This window comes from Paenibacillus sp. FSL L8-0435, assembly GCF_037965655.1.
Lineage (GTDB): Bacteria > Bacillota > Bacilli > Paenibacillales > Paenibacillaceae > Paenibacillus.
This window is the reverse complement of sequence record NZ_CP150185.1, coordinates 2,535,067-2,554,221: the sequence shown is the minus strand read 5'-3', so window position 1 is coordinate 2,554,221 and position 19,155 is coordinate 2,535,067. Positions and strand designations below refer to the sequence as shown.

At 43.5% G+C, this 19,155-nt stretch carries 22 protein-coding genes; 2 read left to right on the top strand and 20 right to left on the bottom strand.

From position 1 onward, the window contains the following. Positions 1–21: 21 nt before the first annotated feature. The 12 genes from NST33_RS11690 to NST33_RS11635 all read right to left on the bottom strand — a co-directional run bounded on the left by NST33_RS11690 (position 22) and on the right by NST33_RS11635 (position 10,329). Positions 22–522 (bottom strand): resolvase, encoded by a 501-nt coding sequence (locus NST33_RS11690; RefSeq protein ID WP_260633028.1) that lies wholly within the window; start codon positions 520–522, stop codon positions 22–24. Positions 523–721: 199 nt separating this feature from the next. Further along, complete coding sequence (locus NST33_RS11685) at positions 722–1,045, bottom strand: hypothetical protein (RefSeq protein WP_221825150.1); 324 nt, start codon at positions 1,043–1,045, stop codon at positions 722–724. Between the two features lie 266 nt (positions 1,046–1,311). Then, positions 1,312–2,079 (bottom strand): nucleotidyltransferase domain-containing protein, encoded by a 768-nt coding sequence (locus NST33_RS11680; protein WP_221825152.1) that lies wholly within the window; start codon positions 2,077–2,079, stop codon positions 1,312–1,314. Between the two features lie 201 nt (positions 2,080–2,280). Further along, on the bottom strand, positions 2,281–3,060 hold the full coding sequence (locus NST33_RS11675) for a Cof-type HAD-IIB family hydrolase (RefSeq protein ID WP_221825154.1): 780 nt from the start codon (positions 3,058–3,060) through the stop codon (positions 2,281–2,283). A gap of 237 nt (positions 3,061–3,297) precedes the next feature. Beyond that, positions 3,298–3,924 carry a Type 1 glutamine amidotransferase-like domain-containing protein gene (locus NST33_RS11670; RefSeq protein ID WP_221825157.1) on the bottom strand — a complete coding sequence of 209 codons (627 nt, stop codon included), beginning with the start codon at positions 3,922–3,924 and terminating at the stop codon, positions 3,298–3,300. Positions 3,925–4,177: 253 nt separating this feature from the next. After that, the gene (locus NST33_RS11665) at positions 4,178–5,077 is read right to left on the bottom strand and encodes a GIY-YIG nuclease family protein (RefSeq protein ID WP_221825160.1); all 900 of its coding nucleotides are present in this window, start codon (positions 5,075–5,077) and stop codon (positions 4,178–4,180) included. Between the two features lie 283 nt (positions 5,078–5,360). Beyond that, complete coding sequence (locus NST33_RS11660; protein WP_221825162.1) at positions 5,361–6,458, bottom strand: Gfo/Idh/MocA family oxidoreductase; 1,098 nt, start codon at positions 6,456–6,458, stop codon at positions 5,361–5,363. A gap of 58 nt (positions 6,459–6,516) precedes the next feature. Continuing rightward, positions 6,517–7,689, bottom strand: coding sequence for a Gfo/Idh/MocA family oxidoreductase (locus NST33_RS11655; protein WP_221825164.1), 1,173 nt, complete (start codon positions 7,687–7,689; stop codon positions 6,517–6,519). After that, positions 7,686–8,600: a sugar phosphate isomerase/epimerase family protein gene (locus NST33_RS11650; protein WP_339308672.1), complete on the bottom strand. Its 915-nt coding sequence runs from the start codon at positions 8,598–8,600 to the stop codon at positions 7,686–7,688. Before NST33_RS11650 ends, NST33_RS11655 begins: the two co-directional genes overlap by 4 nt. Positions 8,601–8,942: 342 nt before the next feature. Continuing rightward, complete coding sequence (locus NST33_RS11645; protein ID WP_221825166.1) at positions 8,943–9,440, bottom strand: metallophosphoesterase; 498 nt, start codon at positions 9,438–9,440, stop codon at positions 8,943–8,945. 34 nt (positions 9,441–9,474) lie between these two features. Beyond that, positions 9,475–9,909, bottom strand: a complete 435-nt coding sequence (locus NST33_RS11640) for an Rrf2 family transcriptional regulator (RefSeq protein ID WP_017689053.1) — start codon at positions 9,907–9,909, stop codon at positions 9,475–9,477. Between the two features lie 42 nt (positions 9,910–9,951). Further along, complete coding sequence (locus tag NST33_RS11635; protein WP_017689054.1) at positions 9,952–10,329, bottom strand: DivIVA domain-containing protein; 378 nt, start codon at positions 10,327–10,329, stop codon at positions 9,952–9,954. Between the two features lie 199 nt (positions 10,330–10,528). On the opposite strand from NST33_RS11635, the gene NST33_RS11630 reads away from it, so the two are divergent. Beyond that, positions 10,529–11,095 (top strand): TraR/DksA C4-type zinc finger protein, encoded by a 567-nt coding sequence (locus tag NST33_RS11630; protein WP_036609176.1) that lies wholly within the window; start codon positions 10,529–10,531, stop codon positions 11,093–11,095. A 189-nt stretch (positions 11,096–11,284) separates the two neighbouring features. Here NST33_RS11630 and NST33_RS11625 read toward each other — a convergent pair whose 3' ends face one another. The 7 genes from NST33_RS11625 to NST33_RS11595 form a co-directional block, all read right to left on the bottom strand. Continuing rightward, positions 11,285–11,977, bottom strand: coding sequence for a helix-turn-helix domain-containing protein (locus NST33_RS11625; RefSeq protein WP_221825167.1), 693 nt, complete (start codon positions 11,975–11,977; stop codon positions 11,285–11,287). 133 nt (positions 11,978–12,110) lie between these two features. Continuing rightward, positions 12,111–13,400 carry an MFS transporter gene (locus NST33_RS11620; protein ID WP_221825168.1) on the bottom strand — a complete coding sequence of 430 codons (1,290 nt, stop codon included), beginning with the start codon at positions 13,398–13,400 and terminating at the stop codon, positions 12,111–12,113. A 261-nt stretch (positions 13,401–13,661) separates the two neighbouring features. Further along, positions 13,662–13,937, bottom strand: a complete 276-nt coding sequence (locus NST33_RS11615) for a barstar family protein (RefSeq protein ID WP_221825169.1) — start codon at positions 13,935–13,937, stop codon at positions 13,662–13,664. Positions 13,938–13,951: 14 nt separating this feature from the next. Then, complete coding sequence (locus NST33_RS11610; protein ID WP_076318556.1) at positions 13,952–14,392, bottom strand: ribonuclease; 441 nt, start codon at positions 14,390–14,392, stop codon at positions 13,952–13,954. A 269-nt stretch (positions 14,393–14,661) separates the two neighbouring features. After that, positions 14,662–15,669, bottom strand: coding sequence for a Gfo/Idh/MocA family oxidoreductase (locus NST33_RS11605; RefSeq protein WP_221825171.1), 1,008 nt, complete (start codon positions 15,667–15,669; stop codon positions 14,662–14,664). A 2-nt stretch (positions 15,670–15,671) separates the two neighbouring features. Beyond that, positions 15,672–16,046, bottom strand: a complete 375-nt coding sequence (locus tag NST33_RS11600) for a helix-turn-helix transcriptional regulator (RefSeq protein WP_036609188.1) — start codon at positions 16,044–16,046, stop codon at positions 15,672–15,674. A 512-nt stretch (positions 16,047–16,558) separates the two neighbouring features. Further along, positions 16,559–17,707 (bottom strand): acyltransferase, encoded by a 1,149-nt coding sequence (locus NST33_RS11595; RefSeq protein WP_221825173.1) that lies wholly within the window; start codon positions 17,705–17,707, stop codon positions 16,559–16,561. 72 nt (positions 17,708–17,779) lie between these two features. Between NST33_RS11595 and NST33_RS11590 the strand changes: the two genes are divergently transcribed. Beyond that, entirely contained in the window at positions 17,780–18,172 is a 393-nt protein-coding gene (locus tag NST33_RS11590; protein ID WP_339307929.1) for a DUF202 domain-containing protein, read from the top strand. 177 nt (positions 18,173–18,349) lie between these two features. Here NST33_RS11590 and NST33_RS11585 read toward each other — a convergent pair whose 3' ends face one another. Beyond that, entirely contained in the window at positions 18,350–18,955 is a 606-nt protein-coding gene (locus NST33_RS11585; protein WP_221825175.1) for a general stress protein, read from the bottom strand. Between the last annotated feature and the right edge of the window lie 200 nt (positions 18,956–19,155).

The window sequence follows — 19,155 nt, the reverse complement described above, 5'->3', positions numbered from 1 at the left end:
TCCCGCCACGTTAATCAGCTTCTATCTAATCCTACCTAATCCTCTATCAGCCTCTAATTGAAGTTGCATGGTTTTAGGTCCCATATACTCTTGTGCAGCCCTAAGAATCTTTTCGTCGTTACCCAATATTTCCGATACCGTAACTGAAAAAATGCTATCAATTAAGTAATCATCTTTGCAATTAGATACTTCTTCAAAATAATCAAAAATACTTTCTAGAAGCTTGTTATTTCTATTCTCGCTTAATAACTTAATAATCTCCGGCATGAATATTCCCTCAATTATGACAGTTTCTAATACCATACCGTGATTCTCAATTGATTTTTTATAATCAGTACTAGTGGAAGGGAAGAAATTTAACATTATCTTTAAAAATTCCTCCGATTTTCTAATCATGAATCCCCACTCCTCTGTATAAACTGTCTTTGAATTACGATGACGCAAGTCTGAAAATTTTTGTATTTGATTCTGTTCTTTAACACAGTTCTTAACAGAGGTTTTTGCTAATGTTCTTGTATTCACGACGTCCCACCGACTTTAAGAGACGAAGTCGCTGGGCGTGATGCGCTTAGTCGGTGCGGATGTGTACAGCTGATTCCACTTCCCTGCAGCTACCAAATACTTCTCCGAATCCTCATCTTACTTTGGCCGGACCGAGCTCCGAATGACTCGAAGAGTGAGATGGATCAGACTTCTGCGAATTACTAACCATTATCCATTTTTAGAAGGCCCATCTATGCTCCTCTGGCAAACACTCATCACAAAGTAATTGCCCTTCAACAACAGCTCCGTTATTGAGTTCATCAATATGATTTGGCTTTTCTCTATCAGTTGCCCATGAATTACATTTTGCGCATCTTCCGCAATTCATTGCTTCTGGATCGAGATATACAGAGGAACTGCTCTCCCAATGTAATTTCAAATCTCTCCTTATTGTAATTTCATTTTCTAGTACAGGAGTCAAATCCCCATCGATTTCTTTATATTCTTCGTCAGTTAAGTCAATTAGATAAGCTATATTCACAAGATATGTCTTCTTACTCATTTCTTTCATCCTTTAAATTTTCATGGTTTATACGTTCTTCGGCCTTTCGCATAACGTTCGTGCATTCACGACGCCTCAATGGCTTAAGGTAGGTAGGCCGAGTGGCTCCGCCACTTTGCCAGTGCAGGGGTGATCGCCTGACACCGCTTCCTGGTTCCTTACCTTCTGGTGACCGAAGGACAGTATTGGAGTACGATGGGTGAAAACAATGTTATCCGCTGTTGCCGGCATCATTGAATTACATTCTAAAACTCTTCAATATATTGTTAGCCAAATGAATTTCTAGAAGCAGCCATTGTATTTAAAGCGTTCTCAAAATAGCGATATACTTCATCTGCGATTTCCAGAAACTGTTCAGCAGATACATCGCTATCCAAGTAACAAGCATACAGATACTCAACTAAAGCGGAGTTAATCTCACAATAGTTTAATATGGCATTCTTCATCTTAATGATTTCATCTTCCCATACCCCTGTATCTTCTAAAACCAAAGAGTATAATGCACGAATTAATCTCTTAGAGTAACCTTTAATATATCTAGTTTTCATTGCGTGATCACTAACATTAGAAAGTGATCGATGTACACGATCTACTTCCTCCTTGGTATCTGTATTTAAGTCTAAAATGAATTCTTGAGAAATGTTGATCGGGGGTACTTTTTCACCAATGTCCTCCCCATGTATACAAACACAAATGATCTTAATCCAAAAACCCCAATCATTCGGTCTACTTAATACATCATCAATCGAGCAAATGATCGTATCCATCTTAGTAACGAATGGATATTCTTCCAAAAGCCTGTCTTTAATCATTGACAATCTTTCGTAATCAATATCTTCGGGATTTGCACATACAATAGTAAAGTCTGCATCTGACTTAAAAGGTTGAGCTGTTCCTTTTGGAATCGAGCCACACATATAAATGCTATGAATCTTACCTTTAAATTCGTTAAGTATATGATCTATATACTTATCAACCAAATCCTTATATTCACTTTGTATTGTAATTCTATTTATAACTTTTTCTAATATCATATAGACTCCTCCTAAAATAAGAACTTGTTTCGGCTAACGTTGTTGTATTCCTGACGTTCAAGCAGCTTACCGTAGGGAACGAGTCAATAGACTTAGCTGATTGAATGTGTCGCCTTAATCAACTTCTCCGATATCCTTCTTGGCGACCGAGGAGCAAGTGCGACGGTGTATGAATGTACTGTGAGATAAAGTAACCTTGAGTTACCCACAAAATCTTTCTAGACTTACAGCAACACCGTTTTCATCATTATTAACGGTTATTTCATCAGCGATTTCCTTCAATTCCCTAATCGCATTTCCCATAGCAATAGAATATCCCGCCATCTTAAAGAGGCCTACATCATTATGATCATCACCAAATACAATAACGGAATCCCATTCTACATTATATAATTCACAGAGTTTAGTAATTGCCATTTCCTTAGATGCCAGAAGAGGCATGATTTGTACTAATTTATTATTATCCGTAATTAGTATATTCACTCTACCCTCGAATTTTTCAAACAATCCAGGATTGTGATTATTGCCAGTCAGAAGTATCTTCGTAGCATCATATTGCTTTAATTCTTTTAAGGGTTTTACTATGGGGTTTGATTGTGTGTTCATTGAGCTAATATAATCAAGCTCTCTTAAACTAAACCACTCATCCTTCACTTCCATAGTCAACTCAACTTGAGGGCCACACTTCAAACAGTAATCAAGAATTTCTGTAGTTACATTAGCAGGGATTGATTCATTAATTTCTATCTTGGTTTCCTTACATATCACTTGAGCTCCGTTGTAATATACAAAAGCCCCGATATCTACTAATCCTTGTGGAAGCAACCAATTAACCGCCCTCGGCGGTCGAGCTGTTGCAAATATTATTCTTATTCCTTTCTGATAACAAGATAAGACCACATCTGCGTTTCTCTTAGATACTTCTTTTTTTGAATTTAATAATGTTCCGTCCAAGTCAAGAACTACAGTTGAATACTTCAATGAATCAACTCCCAATATAAACTACTTCGTTATTTTATTTACCGTTGTTGTATTCACGAACCCGAGAGACTTAAAGGAGCGACTAGGTCGAAGACTTAGCCTCACAGGAGTTGTCTACTGGATACTACTTCCTCGAAACCCCACTGACAGACCAAGGGGCTTAGCCCCGCAGTGTGAATACGGTGTTGGCAAGATTTTAGGGGCTTCTTCGAGCTACTTTCAATGAATTTACGACTTTCAATGTGCTTGGTTCATTAAGATTGAGATATATTCTTCATCTTTAAGCCTTGTCACCTTACATTTCTCATTGCATTCAAATTCTAATATTCTCTCTTCAATTGTTTTATTAGAACTATCTTTAAATACGTCCTCTCTGTCATAGTGAGGGAAAATAAGCTTGTCGGTTACACCTAATGCCTTAAAATCCGTTAAATCCATTGTGTTCATCTGTGGAGTAAAGAAATCGACAATGTTAATATTCGGCCCCAGTAATAACGTTCCAGCACTTACTCCAACTATAATTACATTCTGTGCGGCCAGTGTTTTAATAATTTTATCAGCACCACTTTTCTTAGCGTAATACAATAAAGTAAATGGATTTCCACCATTGATATATATAACATCTCTATGTAAGAGAATTTGCGGGTCATCAAATTCAATATCTACAAAATTGATATGTTGAAATCCCATGTCCTTAAACTCTTGCATCGCACTTTGTGCATATCTATTAGTTTCTTTTCTAGGGGATGCTGTTGTAATAATTGAGACTTTTAATTGAGAAATATCTCCATCAATAAAATCCAGAAATTGATTTTTAATATCTTCAGTATAAAAACCACAAGAGGTTAGTAACAAGCTACTCATTTTAATCCCCGTCCTTAACTAATAGTTATCAATCTTTTAATTAAGCATTCCCCTGATTTTTGCTAACTTTTTTGTGTTCACAAACTTACGCAGCAAGTTGTCACATAAATCAACTCCCCTGCCAAAAACATCATTTTGACCAAGGGGTAACCGTAGCAGTGGTTGTCTGCTGAAATCCCTCTTCGATATCCTTCCCGCAGAGCTAGGCTCCATCAGGAGCCGCTGCTAGAATATTATGTTATGAGATGTCAAATTACTCTTCATTGCTTTCACTTTCAAATTTCTTTTCTTGATTTTGCTTAAACGTTCTTCCGTTAACATCTATCCACTCTACAGGGCCTGCTGCTTGACGGCCTAATACTACAGCAGTCGCTGCACTGATACTGGAGAAAATCGCATTCTCATTAAATATATAAAATTCCCCGCCATCAATCAGAACTCCAGTTTCTATCAATTTGTTTCTCTGCTTGATCCATCCCTCGGAAATTGAACTTGACGTCTGTTTACAGCTTTGAGATCCAGATAGAACTACATAGCCTTTTTCAGTTTCTATCAATTTAGCAGAAGCTCTTTTGCTTTTTAGCGTGTATATGATATCACTACTAACCGGAGGTGATGAAATTACATTATCATTTGATTGTTTAAGGGTAGAAGGAACCAAGAACATAAAATTAACTACTGGAAAAATCAACTTCATCTGCTCTAAAAAGTATTCCATATCTGAAATATCAGCTTCAGGGAGAGTTGTTAACTCAGGCTGTACAGCATTATCAATTTCGGCTGTTTTCGCATCCTTAGATAAAGAAATAATTCGAGATTCTAAATACTTGATATGAGATTTAGTAAGCATTCCATCCTTGCTTATAAAGGCTACAATTTCGATAAAATCCTTATCTGAATCCGCTAAGTGTTGCTTTAATCTCTTTTTAAGATTCTCTGCTTCACCTATGTATATGCGTTCATTATAGTTTTCGTTGTTAGGTAAAGATTTTAGAATGTAGACTCCTGGTCTATTAAATTCGGGTCGCTCTATGATTTTAGGCAAAGAAGAACGCTGTGAATATAAAGCCTTACCTGACCAATTACCGATTTCAATTGTTCTAGGCCCTGTTTCTGACCCATCCACAAGAAATATAGTTAGTTTTTTTCCCACTCTTGGTTTCCCCTTTAATTTGATTTCTCATAACATCATATCTACGAACTTCGTAAATATCTCTCTTATCAAACAATATCCGAACTACATATAATATAACCCATATTAATCCATCTGCGAAGTCACGAACATACTCAAAAAAAGCAGCCCCAGTGCGAACTGCTCCATTTGTTAGAAAAGACTAACCTGTTGGATGCAGTTTTACATTTGGGCTGCTCTTTCTTCGCTCAACTTTACTCATAACCTTCAGTAATCAACCTTTGCTCCCCTTCACCTAAAACATTTACTTCGCTCCGCTACTCCACACCACGCGTTCGCTCATCGCTTTATGTTGTGCAATCAGGCAGAGTTCTGCCGCTTTGAATGCATGTTCTTGTGTCATGGCTGTCTCGGTGCGATCCAGACAATCGCGAATCAGTTGACCAAAGAACGGATAACCGACCTTGCCCTTCACGCTGTAGCGAAACTCGCCTTCATGGTTTACCAGATAGACCTGATCTCCTTCCGGTTCTCTCGCTACATCGATATACTTCCGCAGCTCGATATAACCGTCCGTTCCCAGAATAACTGTACGCCCATCACCCCATGTGCCCAGACCATCCGGTGTGAACCAGTCCACTCGGAAGTAACCGGAAGCTCCGTTATCACCAATCAGAGAAGCTTCGCCGAAGTCCTCCAGTTCCGGGAACTGTGGGTGATTGAAGTTATGCACACGACTGAACCCTACCTCAGCGTCCGTACATGATGCAAACGTCAGAAATTGTTCGATCTGGTGACTCCCGATATCACAGAGAATACCGCCATACTGCTCATGCTTGAAGAACCAGTCGGGTCTTCCTCCAGCATTCAGGCGATGCGGGCCTGTACCCATAACTTGCACTACTTTGCCGATTGCCCCTTGTTCGATGAGCTGCCCCGCATAGATCGCACTTTCTACATGCAGTCGTTCACTGTAATACACCATATACTTTTTGCCCGTTCGCTTCACTTCTTCTCGTGCAAGCTTTAATTGCTCCAGCGTGGTAAATGGGGCTTTGTCTGTAAAATAATCCTTGCCTGCGGCCAATACTCTCATGCCAAGCGGCGCACGATCTGAAGGGATCGCTGCACTTGCCACCAATAACACCTCATCGTCTGCAAGCACCTCCGCTTCAGATCCAGCGACTTGAGCCTGTGGGAACTGCTTCCGAAATGCCTCCACCTTCGCCGGGTCCGGATCATACACCCACTTGAGAGTAGCTCCAGCCTCCAACAATGCCCCAACCATGCCGTAGATGTGTCCATGATCCAGCGCAACAGCAGCAATCGTGAACTCACCCGGACCACATACGACCTCTTTTGTAACGCTTTTTGGTGCATAAAACATCCCATCTTTAGCCATGTCATCCCATCCTTATTATAAAATGTTGATTACAATGAACTCGTCTTATATATCATCTTCATTTAAACGTCTGACTCAAATCAGCAGGTTGACTGCCACTGAATGCCTTGTCTTTCTTCGTCGTTGAACCAGCAATGCGTTCCTGCAGATGCTCGTAGAACAGATCCTCATCGATCGGCAGATCGACCCAGTTATCCGTCCAGGTAGACAGCAGCATAGCGTTGGATAACGTCAATCCGTGTATACCATCCTCACCGGGAGCAATAAGTGGTGCGCCTGTAAGAATCGCATCAACCCAGTTACGAATCAGACCCGGGTGACCCGTTTCCACACCTGTAATCGGGATTTCACATTTCCAGCATTCTGGCTGTCCAAAACCTCCGGTAAACCGCTGATTGAATTCAGGCTCAGATTCCCGAAGTCGCCAGAACGTAAGTTTTCCATCTTCGATCACGATTTTACCTCGGTCTCCGTTGACCTCGAATCGATTGGTACCCGGTGCTTCGCCAGTGGTCGTTACAAAGACACCTGTTGCTCCATTTTCATACTCCACATAAGCCGTTACATCATCTTCCACTTCAATGTTCCGATACTTGCCAAACGAACAGAAAGCACGCATTCGTACCGGCATCATGCCGATGGTCCACTGCCACAGATCCAGTTGATGGGGGTCTTGGTTAATCAGTACACCGCCCCCTTCACCTGCCCATGTTGCCCGCCAGCCGCCGGAATCATAGTAACTTTGGGATCGATACCAGTTCGTAATAATCCAGTTGGTACGCCGTACCTCTCCCAGTTCCCCTGAAGCAATCAAGTCTCTCAGTTTAATATAGAGTGGGTTGGTCCGCTGGTTGTACATCATGGAAAAGACTTTACCGCTGGCTGCGGCCGCTTCATTCATCTTGCGTACCTGTTTTGTATACACACCTGCTGGCTTCTCAATCATGACATGCAAGCCATGCTGGAACGCCTGAATGGCCTGTTCCGGATGATCATAGTGCGGCGTTGCAATAATGACTGCATCAATCGTACCCGAAGCCATCATCTGCTCTGCATCCTGCCAATAGGTTACCGTTGCCGGAAGATGACTGGATACCCAGCTCTCCATCTCTCTTCTTACATCACATACGGCGACCAGCTCTGCACCGGGTACTTCTCCAGCCACCAACGTTCTGGCATGTGCTGCTCCCATGTTTCCAATGCCAATCACCGCTACTCGTACGATACTCATGACTGCTCCTCCTCGTCCACACGACGCTCGATTTCGGCGAAAACGTCTGCAAAATGCTGTAACATCGCCTTGGATTCCAAGGCACCACTAAAGTCCTCAATTCCGTAGTAACCGTCATACCCAACGGCACGAAGATCTCGCACCATCTGTACCCAATCGACCATGCCTTTAGTCAGCGGTGTCCACTGACATTTCCAGGCTGTATTCAGAGCCACTCTGCTGCTTTTCTCAGTCACATTAGCCTTTTGCGAATCTTTCCCTTCTGCTTCAAACCACCCGGCATTTTTTACATGTACATGAGCCAGATAAGGCCCCAGCAACTCAAGTCCCATACGATGATTCTCATATCCTTCATGTACCATATTGCCTGGATCGTACAATACACCCACATGCTGCGGGTCGAGTGATTGCACAAGCCGATAGGCCAGCGATGCCGTCGGTGCTATCGTCTGATGATGTGTCTCTACAATCGCCTTGATGTTGTACTGTTTGGCCATATCCTGTACTTCACTCAGGTAATCAACAGCTTTACGATACAACTCAGGATAACTGGTCTTGCGATCATATCCAGGAACACCCACACGCATCATTGAAGCTCCTAAACCAGCAGCAGCCTGAAACGCCTGCTCAGTGGCAGACAGATCTCCACAGTTCAGATACGGCACAAGTGCAATGGATTTCCTACCTTGCCCTAACGCTGCTTCACGAAAAACAGGAACCTGTTCCTCCCAGCGACTCGGATCTACAGAACATCGATTATTTCTCCAGTAAGAAGGCTCTTCAGACATAGCATCTTCAGGAATTCCACGGAATCTCCACTCAATTCCATCAATCCCTGCTGCTGCCGCAGCCGATGCCAATTCTTCTGCATTCAGTTCAGGGGTAGCCACCGTGAATACAGACAGTTTCATCATGATCCATCTCCTTATGTAAACGTATTCATTTCATGTCGTAAAGGCATTGTATCACTCCACTGAACGTCACCATAGGGAAAAACGCCAACAGATGAATGACAGATAACGAACAGAGCACATTCCCCATTCAGAGATAACTTCCAAGAGAATGATGTGATCAAAAATCAAAAAAGACATCCCTGGAACAGATTTGAATTCTGCTCAAAGATGCCTTGTACAATAATCATATATATAAGATGAAATTTAAGGAAAAGGTTCCCTATCAGTTATCCAGTCGCCACTTCAGTAGCTGGTTCTGGTTCTTGTACTCGTCCAACTTGCAACCCGCGCATTATCTCTCTAATCCCGATCAAAGAATACATGTTCAGCCTGTATTTTCCCCTGATCTATTGTCATGATGCCAAATGAGTATTGTTTCTGAAAACGCCGATCCGTAGGCGACCCCGGATTAAATACCAGCGTGTTATCGACGGTATGCATCACCGGGATGTGTGAGTGTCCGTAGATTACAGCATCCACATGCTGGCCTGCAAAGGTATGAATCGCATTCTGCTCCGTACCCTTTGATCCCAGATGACCGTGCACAAGACCCAGACGAAGCCCTTCCACTTCAACAATACGGGAATATCCCAGTTTTTCAGCGATTTCGGACGGGTCCGTATTACCCGCTACACCTTCAACTGGTGCATACTCACTAAGCAATGGGTATACACTCCAATCCGACCAGTCACCGGCATGAAGAATGAGATCTGCACTCGGCAATACATCCAGGAGCCTAGTCGGTAACTTCCGTGATTTACGTGAACAATGCGTGTCAGAGATGACTACAATTTTCATATAACAACCCACCTTTCCTTCGTCTTGTTGCAATCTACTCTGTCTGTGATGGAACAGCTTGCATCTGAGTACAGGAACGTTCCATATCTTCGAGTGTAATGGATGCAAAGAACTGCTCCACCTTCGCCTCGGCAACCTGATACAGATTGGTCAGCAAGCTGTCTATATGCAAGCCCACTTCACAATCCGGGTTACAATTGCCGTGAATCGGGAACAATGGACCTTCGTCCTTGGCAGCCTGATAGATCATGGCTAATGTGATTTCACTTGATGGCTTCGCTAAGTAGAAACCTCTTGTTCCAGGAGAGGAGTTCACTAATCCTGCCTTTTTCAGCCCGCCCAGAATACGTCTGACGACGACAGGGTTGGTATTCACGCTACCTGCAATATGTGCAGACGTGATTCGTTCAGGCGCGCTGAGTGACAATAACAACAAACAATGCACACTGACCGAAAAATGAGTACTCATGATTAACCACCTTTATTTAATATAATCCAGGACATGCCGACCTTATTCAGAGAACAGATCCTTTTCGGGACGTGCTCTGATCTTGAGCTGTCGCACACTGTATTCCAGTTGTTTCACAATATCATCCAGCTGTTTGCGATCAATCTTGGTTGGATCTTCCACCGGTTTCGCGGACGACTTGAGATCGCGGATCGTTAACTGCTGTTCTTGCCATTTGTCCATTAGATCTGCAATATTGGCATAGAAACGTTCGTAATCTTTGATGACCAGATCAAGATAAGCATCTACCTCATCCGGATCATAACCACGAAGTTTATAATTAAATTGTTTTTCATGTATCGATAACGCATCTAGCTGCACACCCAATTGTTTGAACAATTGTCTTTGTTTATCCAATCTTCGTTTCATATGTTCATCCATATTGACAACCTCCATTATAAGCCAAGCCGTAGTTCTATTTCCTGGGAAGAACACACGGCAATTTCTCTCTCTATTTTTTATAACACATAATCCGTCAGATATAAAACGATACAGCCCTATTCCTCACGAAAATGATTGCTTTTCTTCCAATTCGGGTAAAGACACACTACACCCCACAACGGGAAAGGAGCATGTCCTTATGAGTACATTAACTAAAGATCAACATCAAATACTGAAAAACGCCCTTTTGGAGCAACGTGAAAACTTGCAGCGTCATTTTGAATCCAGCATGGAAGACGGTGCTCCAGTCGAGTCGCTGAAAGATTCAACCGGTGAGCTGTCCTCCTACGATAATCATCCGGCAGATGCCGGTACAGAAACATTTGAACGCAGCCGTGATCTGGCGATTGACGATACATTAACAGACGAATTCAATCAAGTGAACGACGCATTGGAACGTATGGAACAAGGTACATACGGAACCTGTGTAACGTGCGGAGAAGATATTCCTTTCGAACGACTTGAGGCTATCCCTTATACCGCTTACTGTATTGACGACACACCTAATCGGGAGATCAGCAACGATCGGCCCGTTGAAGAAGAAGTGATGACCATGCCTCCAAGTGGTGCTGGAGAAGGAAGACAGCAGCGAGCGGGCAAGTTCGACAACGCAGATGCCTGGGAAGCAGTTGAAGAATATGGCACATCCAACTCCCCCGCAACCGCAGCCAAACGTGATGTGAAGGGCTACGATGAGAACATGTAACTTCGTTATGAACTGAAACGGTAGGCATCAAAATTAATTGATTCCATAGGCTGCTCCACCATTAGCCTTCCTTATCACGCATTAAAAAGCCGCCATTGGGCGGCTTTTTCTAGTTTTCTCCAAAGCAGCCTCTCACGTTTGCGGTTACTTGCTTCCAGCGATAAGGCTGAACCCATGTATTCCATCCGTTTATTCTTCCGACTCACTACCAGATGATGCAGATTCCTGTCGCTTAGACACAGATCGAGACGTTTTCGGAGTTGCTTTGTCCTTATCAGACGTAGCATTCTTTTTCTCTTTTGCATTTGTCTTAGAAGCAGGTATTTTCACTATAGGTTTGGAGAGAGCAGAGAATAACTGAAAAACCTCCTGTTCCCCTTGTCGATTCTCTTTTGTAGTATAGGGTTCACAGAGTTTTATGATGTTTTTATACAACTGCTCTACTTCCTCACGGGTTGCATACAGCGTGATGTCCGAGAGAAACATCCGATCTTCGTTTTCCGCCTGATGCATGAATCGCTGACGACTTTGTTCGAACATCTCATTTAATAATTTGAGCGTCTCGGATCGAAACACCTGTTTCAATGGAGAGTTTTCCTTATCTTCATCTTCGTGACGGAGATGGATCTCTCCGGTGAATGGTTCGTAGTATTTTGCGATAATCCCATTAATCTCACGTGTGGAAACGATGGTCAGCAGACCGATTTTCTCCAGCTTTTTTACATGATAGTGAACTTTGGCTGGCACCTCACCCATCTGGTCGGCGATCTCTTTGACAGTGGATGGTCTGCCCTGCTTGTTAAACATATTCATAATCTGAATCCGATACGGATCGGAGTAGATTTTAATTTCTTCAATTGTTGAAAGAACCTTGTGCTCCATCCCTGTATCCTCATTTCCGGGGTACCTGTTGTCCATCGATGTCTCTATTATACCGCTGCGTCAGGACTTCGGTCAAAACGAGCCAGAAATGACTTGATACAGAAAATCGGCTAAGGATCACTTCTGAATATCTTCACAGAGCACTTCGAAAACTTTTGCTAAATAACAGCATACCTGCGGACATGGCAAGCATAATACCAGAAACGATAAACAGAACAGGCATGGTCATCCAATCTGCAAGTGCTCCCGAAGCCAGACTCCCAAGGGGTGAAACACTCAAGACGAGCATACCCTGAAGGGCATACACTCTGCCCAGCATCTCCGAAGGGGTAACTTCCATAAGATAGGTGGCCAGCGGTGTTGTAGCCAGCGGAATCCCCATACCCATCAGTAGACAAAAGGCCGCTGCAACCGGCAGTTGGAAGGAAGTCATATAAGCGGGTAGTGCCGTCATCGCATAACTGAGACCCAACATGACAATACCGCTGATGACCAGCACACTTTTACGATAATTCGCTCCCCTTTGTGTCAACCATACACCACTGAGCAGCATGCCTCCCACCATCAGCCCACTAAGCAGACTTAATCCCCCAGCGCCAGCATGCAGCGTTTCAATGACATAGGGTATACGGAGAACATTAAACGGCATCAGGCAGAAATTAACGAAGGCAAACAGGATGGAGACAATTAACAATAAGGCATGTTTACGGAGAAAATGAAAAGCTTCCGCCATTTCGGAGAATATACTACTTTTGTCGGATGGAAGAGAATTTATTTCAATTGATGTTTTATCTTCATTGTTAACAGATGTTAAGGCTTCAGGGTAGCCTACTCGGCTCATAATCAAAGCACTTAGCGCAAACAACCCCGCATCAATCAAGATCGTCCAGGCAATGCCTATTGTAGCAATAAGGGCACCCGCCACTGCAAGTCCTGCGAGTTCGGCCACTCTGGTTGCGGAAGAGGACATGGCATTACCCGAAAGCAGCATCGATTGGGGAAGCAATCGGGGGACACTGGACACTTCCGCAGGACTAGTGAAGCATTCCAGCAAAGAATTCAGAATTGTAATAACAAACAGATGCCAGACTTCAAGTTGGCCCAATCCAAACAGCAGAGCTGTAATCCCCACCAACAACCCGCGACCGGTATTCGTAATCACAATCACTTTTTTGGGAGACATGCGATCAACCAAAGCCCCGGCGAACAGACCCAGAAGGATATTGGGCAAAAAATTCACCGCCAGCAACGTACCCATCAGCACTTTCGAACCGGTTAGAATGTACACCATCCAACTGTAAGCAATCGAGTCAATCGAATCACCAAATCTGGATACAACTTTACTAAGCATAAATTGCATGTACGGTCTGATTCGTATTAACTCACCCATACCTTGCTTGCCAACTGCTGTGTTATCGCTCATCCCTTTTCACTCCTCAACGTTAAAATATTTTTCATGTTAATTTTATTTTAACGTAAGTTATGCAGAAATCAATACTTCCGTGAAAATAATTTTAACGACAAGGAAGAAAAGTAAAATCTCGTTCTTCTTTCAGATGATTCGTAATCAACACAAAGATTTTTGGGACAACCTTTTTGAACAACCTCCTATAACACAAAAAAACAGACCACATGTGGTCTGCTCGGCTTGACGGATTATATTTGAACTGCCTTCATTTGCTGCCTACTTCTCAAGACGCAATTGAAATCCAGCTTGCTCAGCCTGTACCTCCAACATCAAATCACGTACCCGGTCTGCTTCATTCCCCAGGCGTTCTTCGCTGATTAGGTAGTTGGTCCATTTCAGCTCAAGTGGAAGTTCAATCGTACCCGTCAGACAATCCCACAATGCATCAAGATTACCGCCATAAAAATCCGGCAGCTTCAGCTTATCCTTTAATTGTTGATGAAGTTCAGTGCTACTCGTAAAGTCTTCTCCATCCAGAATCACGGTATTCATGGCTGCTCCTTCCTCTATTTCAAACGTGTAAATGATGCATAGTGATCTGTCGTTTTGTAGATGAGCCCATCATTGGAGTACACAATTCGATCCGAATTACGGAAGCCGGAAGTATAGTTAATATCCGCTTCGCGCCATGTACGTCCGCTGGCCGAAGGCAGCAGCCCCTCCCGATTGCCAAATGTATCCCCACCGATGCTTTTGCCAGGAGCAACTACAGCCAAGTTTCCTTTTGACGCTACCCAGCCAAGTCCTGTTGCCTGTGATTTGGTAATAAAGTTACATGGCAACGTTCCGTTTGCACTTAAATAGTTTGCTACACCTGTAAACGTATTGATGATGGTACATGTTGCAGCAGATGCCTTCTGCTGTCCGACTGGAGTGAACTGTGAACCTGTGAGGAAAACAAACGTTAACAACAATGCCAGTAATGCGGTGGATATCAACTTTTTCATCAATCCGGCCTCCCGATCCCTCAAAGTAGATGAACGTTGTCACGATATGCGTTCTGCAAGCTGTAACGGTCTAGTTGTATGTTCTGCTAGATTATAGTAAACAAGTCATCTCATGACTATTTATATCACATCATTTTGGTAGAAATATCAAATGAAGACGTTTAATTTGTAAAATATTATAATTCTAACATTTTAAGACAGAAAAAAAGACTCTCATCCCTGAAGATGGAGTCTACTTTTCTAGTATGTTTAAACTGAGCTGACCTAATCTAATCGATCAATTGCACACGTTGACGAGTTCGAGCCGATTCCAGGCATGCATCAATAACGCGCATGTTTTGAATGGTATTTTCCGGACTAAATGGTAGGGCTTCACCTTCAAGCACAGCCGTTGCAAACGTCTCCACCTGAAGCACATAGGAATTCGACACCGATACACGCTCCTCACGGCTGACCGAATCCGTGTGCACAATAATCTGAGGTGGAATATCACTGTTCTCCCAGCCAAACACTTTTGGCAGTTCAATCCGCCCTTCCGTCCCAAGAATCTCCATCTCCGCTCGTCCTGAAGCCCACATGCCACAGTCAAAAGTTAAAGCTACTGAATTCGGAAATTCTACCAGTCCCGACGCCATCATATCCACGCCATCATGCTCGTCCGAGAATAGAGCGTGTACTGTCACCGCTTCCGGTTCCTGTCCCAGATACATCCGGGCTGCCGAGATCGGATACACGCCAAGATCGAATAATGATCCGCCGCCCATCTCTCTTTTGAACCTTACATTCTCCTTGTCATCAGCGGTATTACAGGTAAAGTTACCATGGATGGCTCTGACGATGCCTATTTCTCCACTAGCTATAATCTCTAGCACACGTCTGTGCTTGGGATGATATCGATACATAATCGCTTCTGCAAAAAGAACACCATGCTGCTCACACGCCTCGATCATTTCTGCCGATTCATCTGCATTCAAGGCAGCAGGTTTCTCACACAACACGTGTTTGCCAGCCTGTGCCGCTTTGATGGTCCATTCTTTGTGCATATGGTTAGGCAAAGGAATATAGACGGCTTCGATGTCCGGATCAGCGATGAGCTCTTCATAACTGCCATACGATCTGGCAATGCCGAGTTCTTCGGCAAGGATTTCCGCCTTTTCTTTGCTGCGGCTGGCAATCGCCAACACCTCACCACGTTCAGACTGCTGGATCGCCGGAATGACTGCATTTTTGGCAATGGTTGACGTACCGAGTACTCCCCACTGTAACTGTCTGTTCATGCTCATCTTCCTTTCGTACCGTAATTGTCCTCTTCTGCCTTGTGTAACATGCCGAGACAACGATCCAGATCCGTTTTGACCTGTTTTTTGTATAACTCAGCTTTTTCCGCACCATCATCTGTAAAATGATATAAAACGATTTCCTGAAAATCGACCTTTGGATCATTGCCTTTAAGTTTCTTTGTCCGATAAAAAACACCTTGCTGTACCAATTCATGCAGTGCCCGATATACCTCGCTCTGGGGTGGTACATAACCGTAGTCTTTGAATTCCTGCTTCATCGCCTCCAGCATCTCGTAACCATACCCCCTGTGCTGTTCAACCATCGTAATCAGATACAGCTTGATAAATGCCCGCTGTGCAATCATAAAAGCCACGTTCATTCCCCTCCTGTCAGAACCTATATATCTAGTATTATAAAACTTATGTTCGTGTTCTGCCATCTTTCTCCGCTTTGCCTCCCTTTTATCTATCTTCAAGGAGGACGAGCAAGAAATCGTGTGAATTCGCGTTAATCTGAGGGAAGCACGGAAAAAGGTTTTCTGTTGTGAATTTTTCAGGTAATGAAATTTTAATTTTTATTCAAAAGAATTAATTTCATAATACCTTTAGCTGCTTCAATCAAGGCTGGATATAGATCGAAACCGTTCAATTTGTCTATATCCAGTTACAGAAATTCATTTTAGTGAGTTATGAAATTAGTTCAAAAATTGTTTATTTCAGGGCTCAGGGAGTCGTGAGATCGAATTTTAATGACAAGAAAGTCTGTGCAAAAGCTGTAAAAGCTGTACTACCTGTGCTTCTGTATCTTGTGATCGTATACTCTCGTACACCTGAACAATCCTGTACAGGTGTGATTTTGTTGTGAATTTTTCATATGTTGATATATTCATCTATTGCGGGCAGGCTTGGGTACAGACCCCACAATCCATTTGCCCCAGCTTACACGCGAGATAAGCCATGTCAGTACACAGGATAATGTAAGAGCCAACAACCAGGTGATGATCATTCGGACGACAGGGTTCCAGCCCATAGCAACGTAAAACAACTCATCTGGAATGTAGCTATACCGCAGCATCAACATATGCATCAGATAACCGCCATACGATACACCACCAATCCATCCCAGCAATCGTGTAGCCCTGAGGTTATGCAGTTTCCCGGCCAGCTGGTACATGACCATAATGGAAGCGATCAGAAAGAGTGCCATATCAGGGCGGATCAAGCTGACTGTGTAAAATGTAATTTTGATTCCTTCCGGCTTCTGAAACTCCAGCATTAATAAATAAGTAAACCGCAGACCCAGAACAATAAACACTGTCCAGTATATCCAGCGCAATCGATGAATCCATTCATTCCAGTGCTGGACGGATAACCCCGCGGCTGCACCTAGCACAAAATAAATAAAAAAATAGAGGAAATTGCGGTCTGCATACGTTGTAAAAGCATCTGTCAGCACCGGTATATTTAGTCGTTCCATGAATTTGGCGATGTTTCTTAATTGATCCGCAAGTACCAGATACACCACACCAGAAATCAATAATGCGATCAAGCGTCCCTTGGCCTCATATCGGTTATATACATAACGAATGGCCCGCAAGAAGAGCGGAAATAACAGATAAAACTGGATCAGCATAATGATGTACCAAAAGTGTGATGTCGTTTTGCCCGTAAGCAACTTCAAGCTTAGATCTGGGATGTCATTCAATCCAAATCCGGTCCAACCACGCGGTGCTAGTGTAAAATAAATGAGTGACCAGATCAGATAAGGCACGATCACGTCGTTTACTCTTTTTCTCATGAACTGGCCATAATTCAGCTTGTCTCCCGTGTTATAAAAAAGCACCATCCCTGTTATGAATATGAATAAAGGAACTGCAAATTTGGAGAGCATCAGCAGTATGGCCAGTAACACCCCATCCTCCAGTCTCGTTTCCGGGACCAGAGAGTAATGTGCGATGGAATGCTGGAGAACCACTGCTCCAAAGGCAATTCCCCTTAAGCTCTCTATTTCTGTAATTCGTTCTTTGCGAGGCATACATTCAGCCATCCTTTCTTGGTTTTGCGATACAAACAAAGTACAATGAAGCCGTATATTTAATGAACGGAGTTGATTCACATTTCTTTCACAGACAAAGATGTAACCACTACCGATTCCAAGTATGTCCAGCAACATCTGGCTAACGAGCGAACTTTTCTGGCCTGGGTACGCACAGGTATTGCCATGGCGGGCATTGGCTTTCTTGCTGCCGGATTTGGTTTCAATTCATCGGCGTATGATCGGCTTGCACATATTGCGGCGATTATTACCGGTATCACTTCTCTGATTGGCGGCATATCCATCATTGTATATTCGGCAGCAGCCTATCATCGGAAGCGTACACAAATCAATGAACAGACGTTTCAGGCATCGACCGGATTAATCCGGTTCCTTACCATGATGCTACTGGTGATTGGACTCGCTTTGGCTGTACTGTTATATGTATTGTTATTCCCTGCTTGACTGGGTAAAAACACCATCCGACATTATTGACACCCACCCATATGCAACACAGGGACAAAAGCCGGCTTCCCTTAAGGAAACCGGCTAATGACCATCTGGTGGATCATATATGTCACTCCATTTTACAGATATTAAGTCATTGGGTTTTATTTCATATCAACCGAATTCGCGGCAAAATTACAGGAATGTATTGTTACCCAATCGCGTTGCCTTGGTTTGGGCTTCCAATCTGCGTTCTTCCATATCCAGATCCGGACGTTCGGCTGGCACATCTCCGCGATGAGCTGCTTCGGCTCTGTCCCGGTTAAGCTGGCTGTTGCCACTGAACACATCGTACACATCGGAGTCCCGATCCGTAGAATCTACGAGCAGCAGGATTTTACCATTCTGTACATACTCCTCATACTGTTTAGCGTCCTCTTCCGGAATACCAAGACCTACCAGTCCACCCACCAGTCCGCCAGCTCCCGCACCTACGGCTGCACCGGTAAATGCTGCTGCAATAGGGCCTGCGGCCAGAATGGGACCTATGCCAGGTATGGCTAGTGCACCGATACCTGCGAGCAGACCGGCTACGCCACCAAGGACACCACCTGTTGCTGCACCAGCAGCCACACCTTCAGGGGCTTTGGTACCTGTCTCTTCCCGAATAGCCTTCAGTTCATCCCGATCCTGTGTAACAACGGAGATTTCGTCTGAAGTGAATCCTTGTGCTTTCAGACCCTCGATAGCCTGCGATGCTTCACGTTCTGTATTAAACACACCTACGATTTTCTTCTGCATAGTGAATTCCTCCTCATATTATTGAGTGGTTCGCTATGTTATTACCCGCCTAAGTTTCTTTTAAACGCTCGCAAGTCAATATACTATGTGTTGATAGCAAATAATTGCTGAGGTTCATTCCTTTTATTCCTCATCATGGTGTGCCTTCAAACTCAGGCATATGATACGTTGTCAGGCATGCTCTACGTTGAAGGACGTGG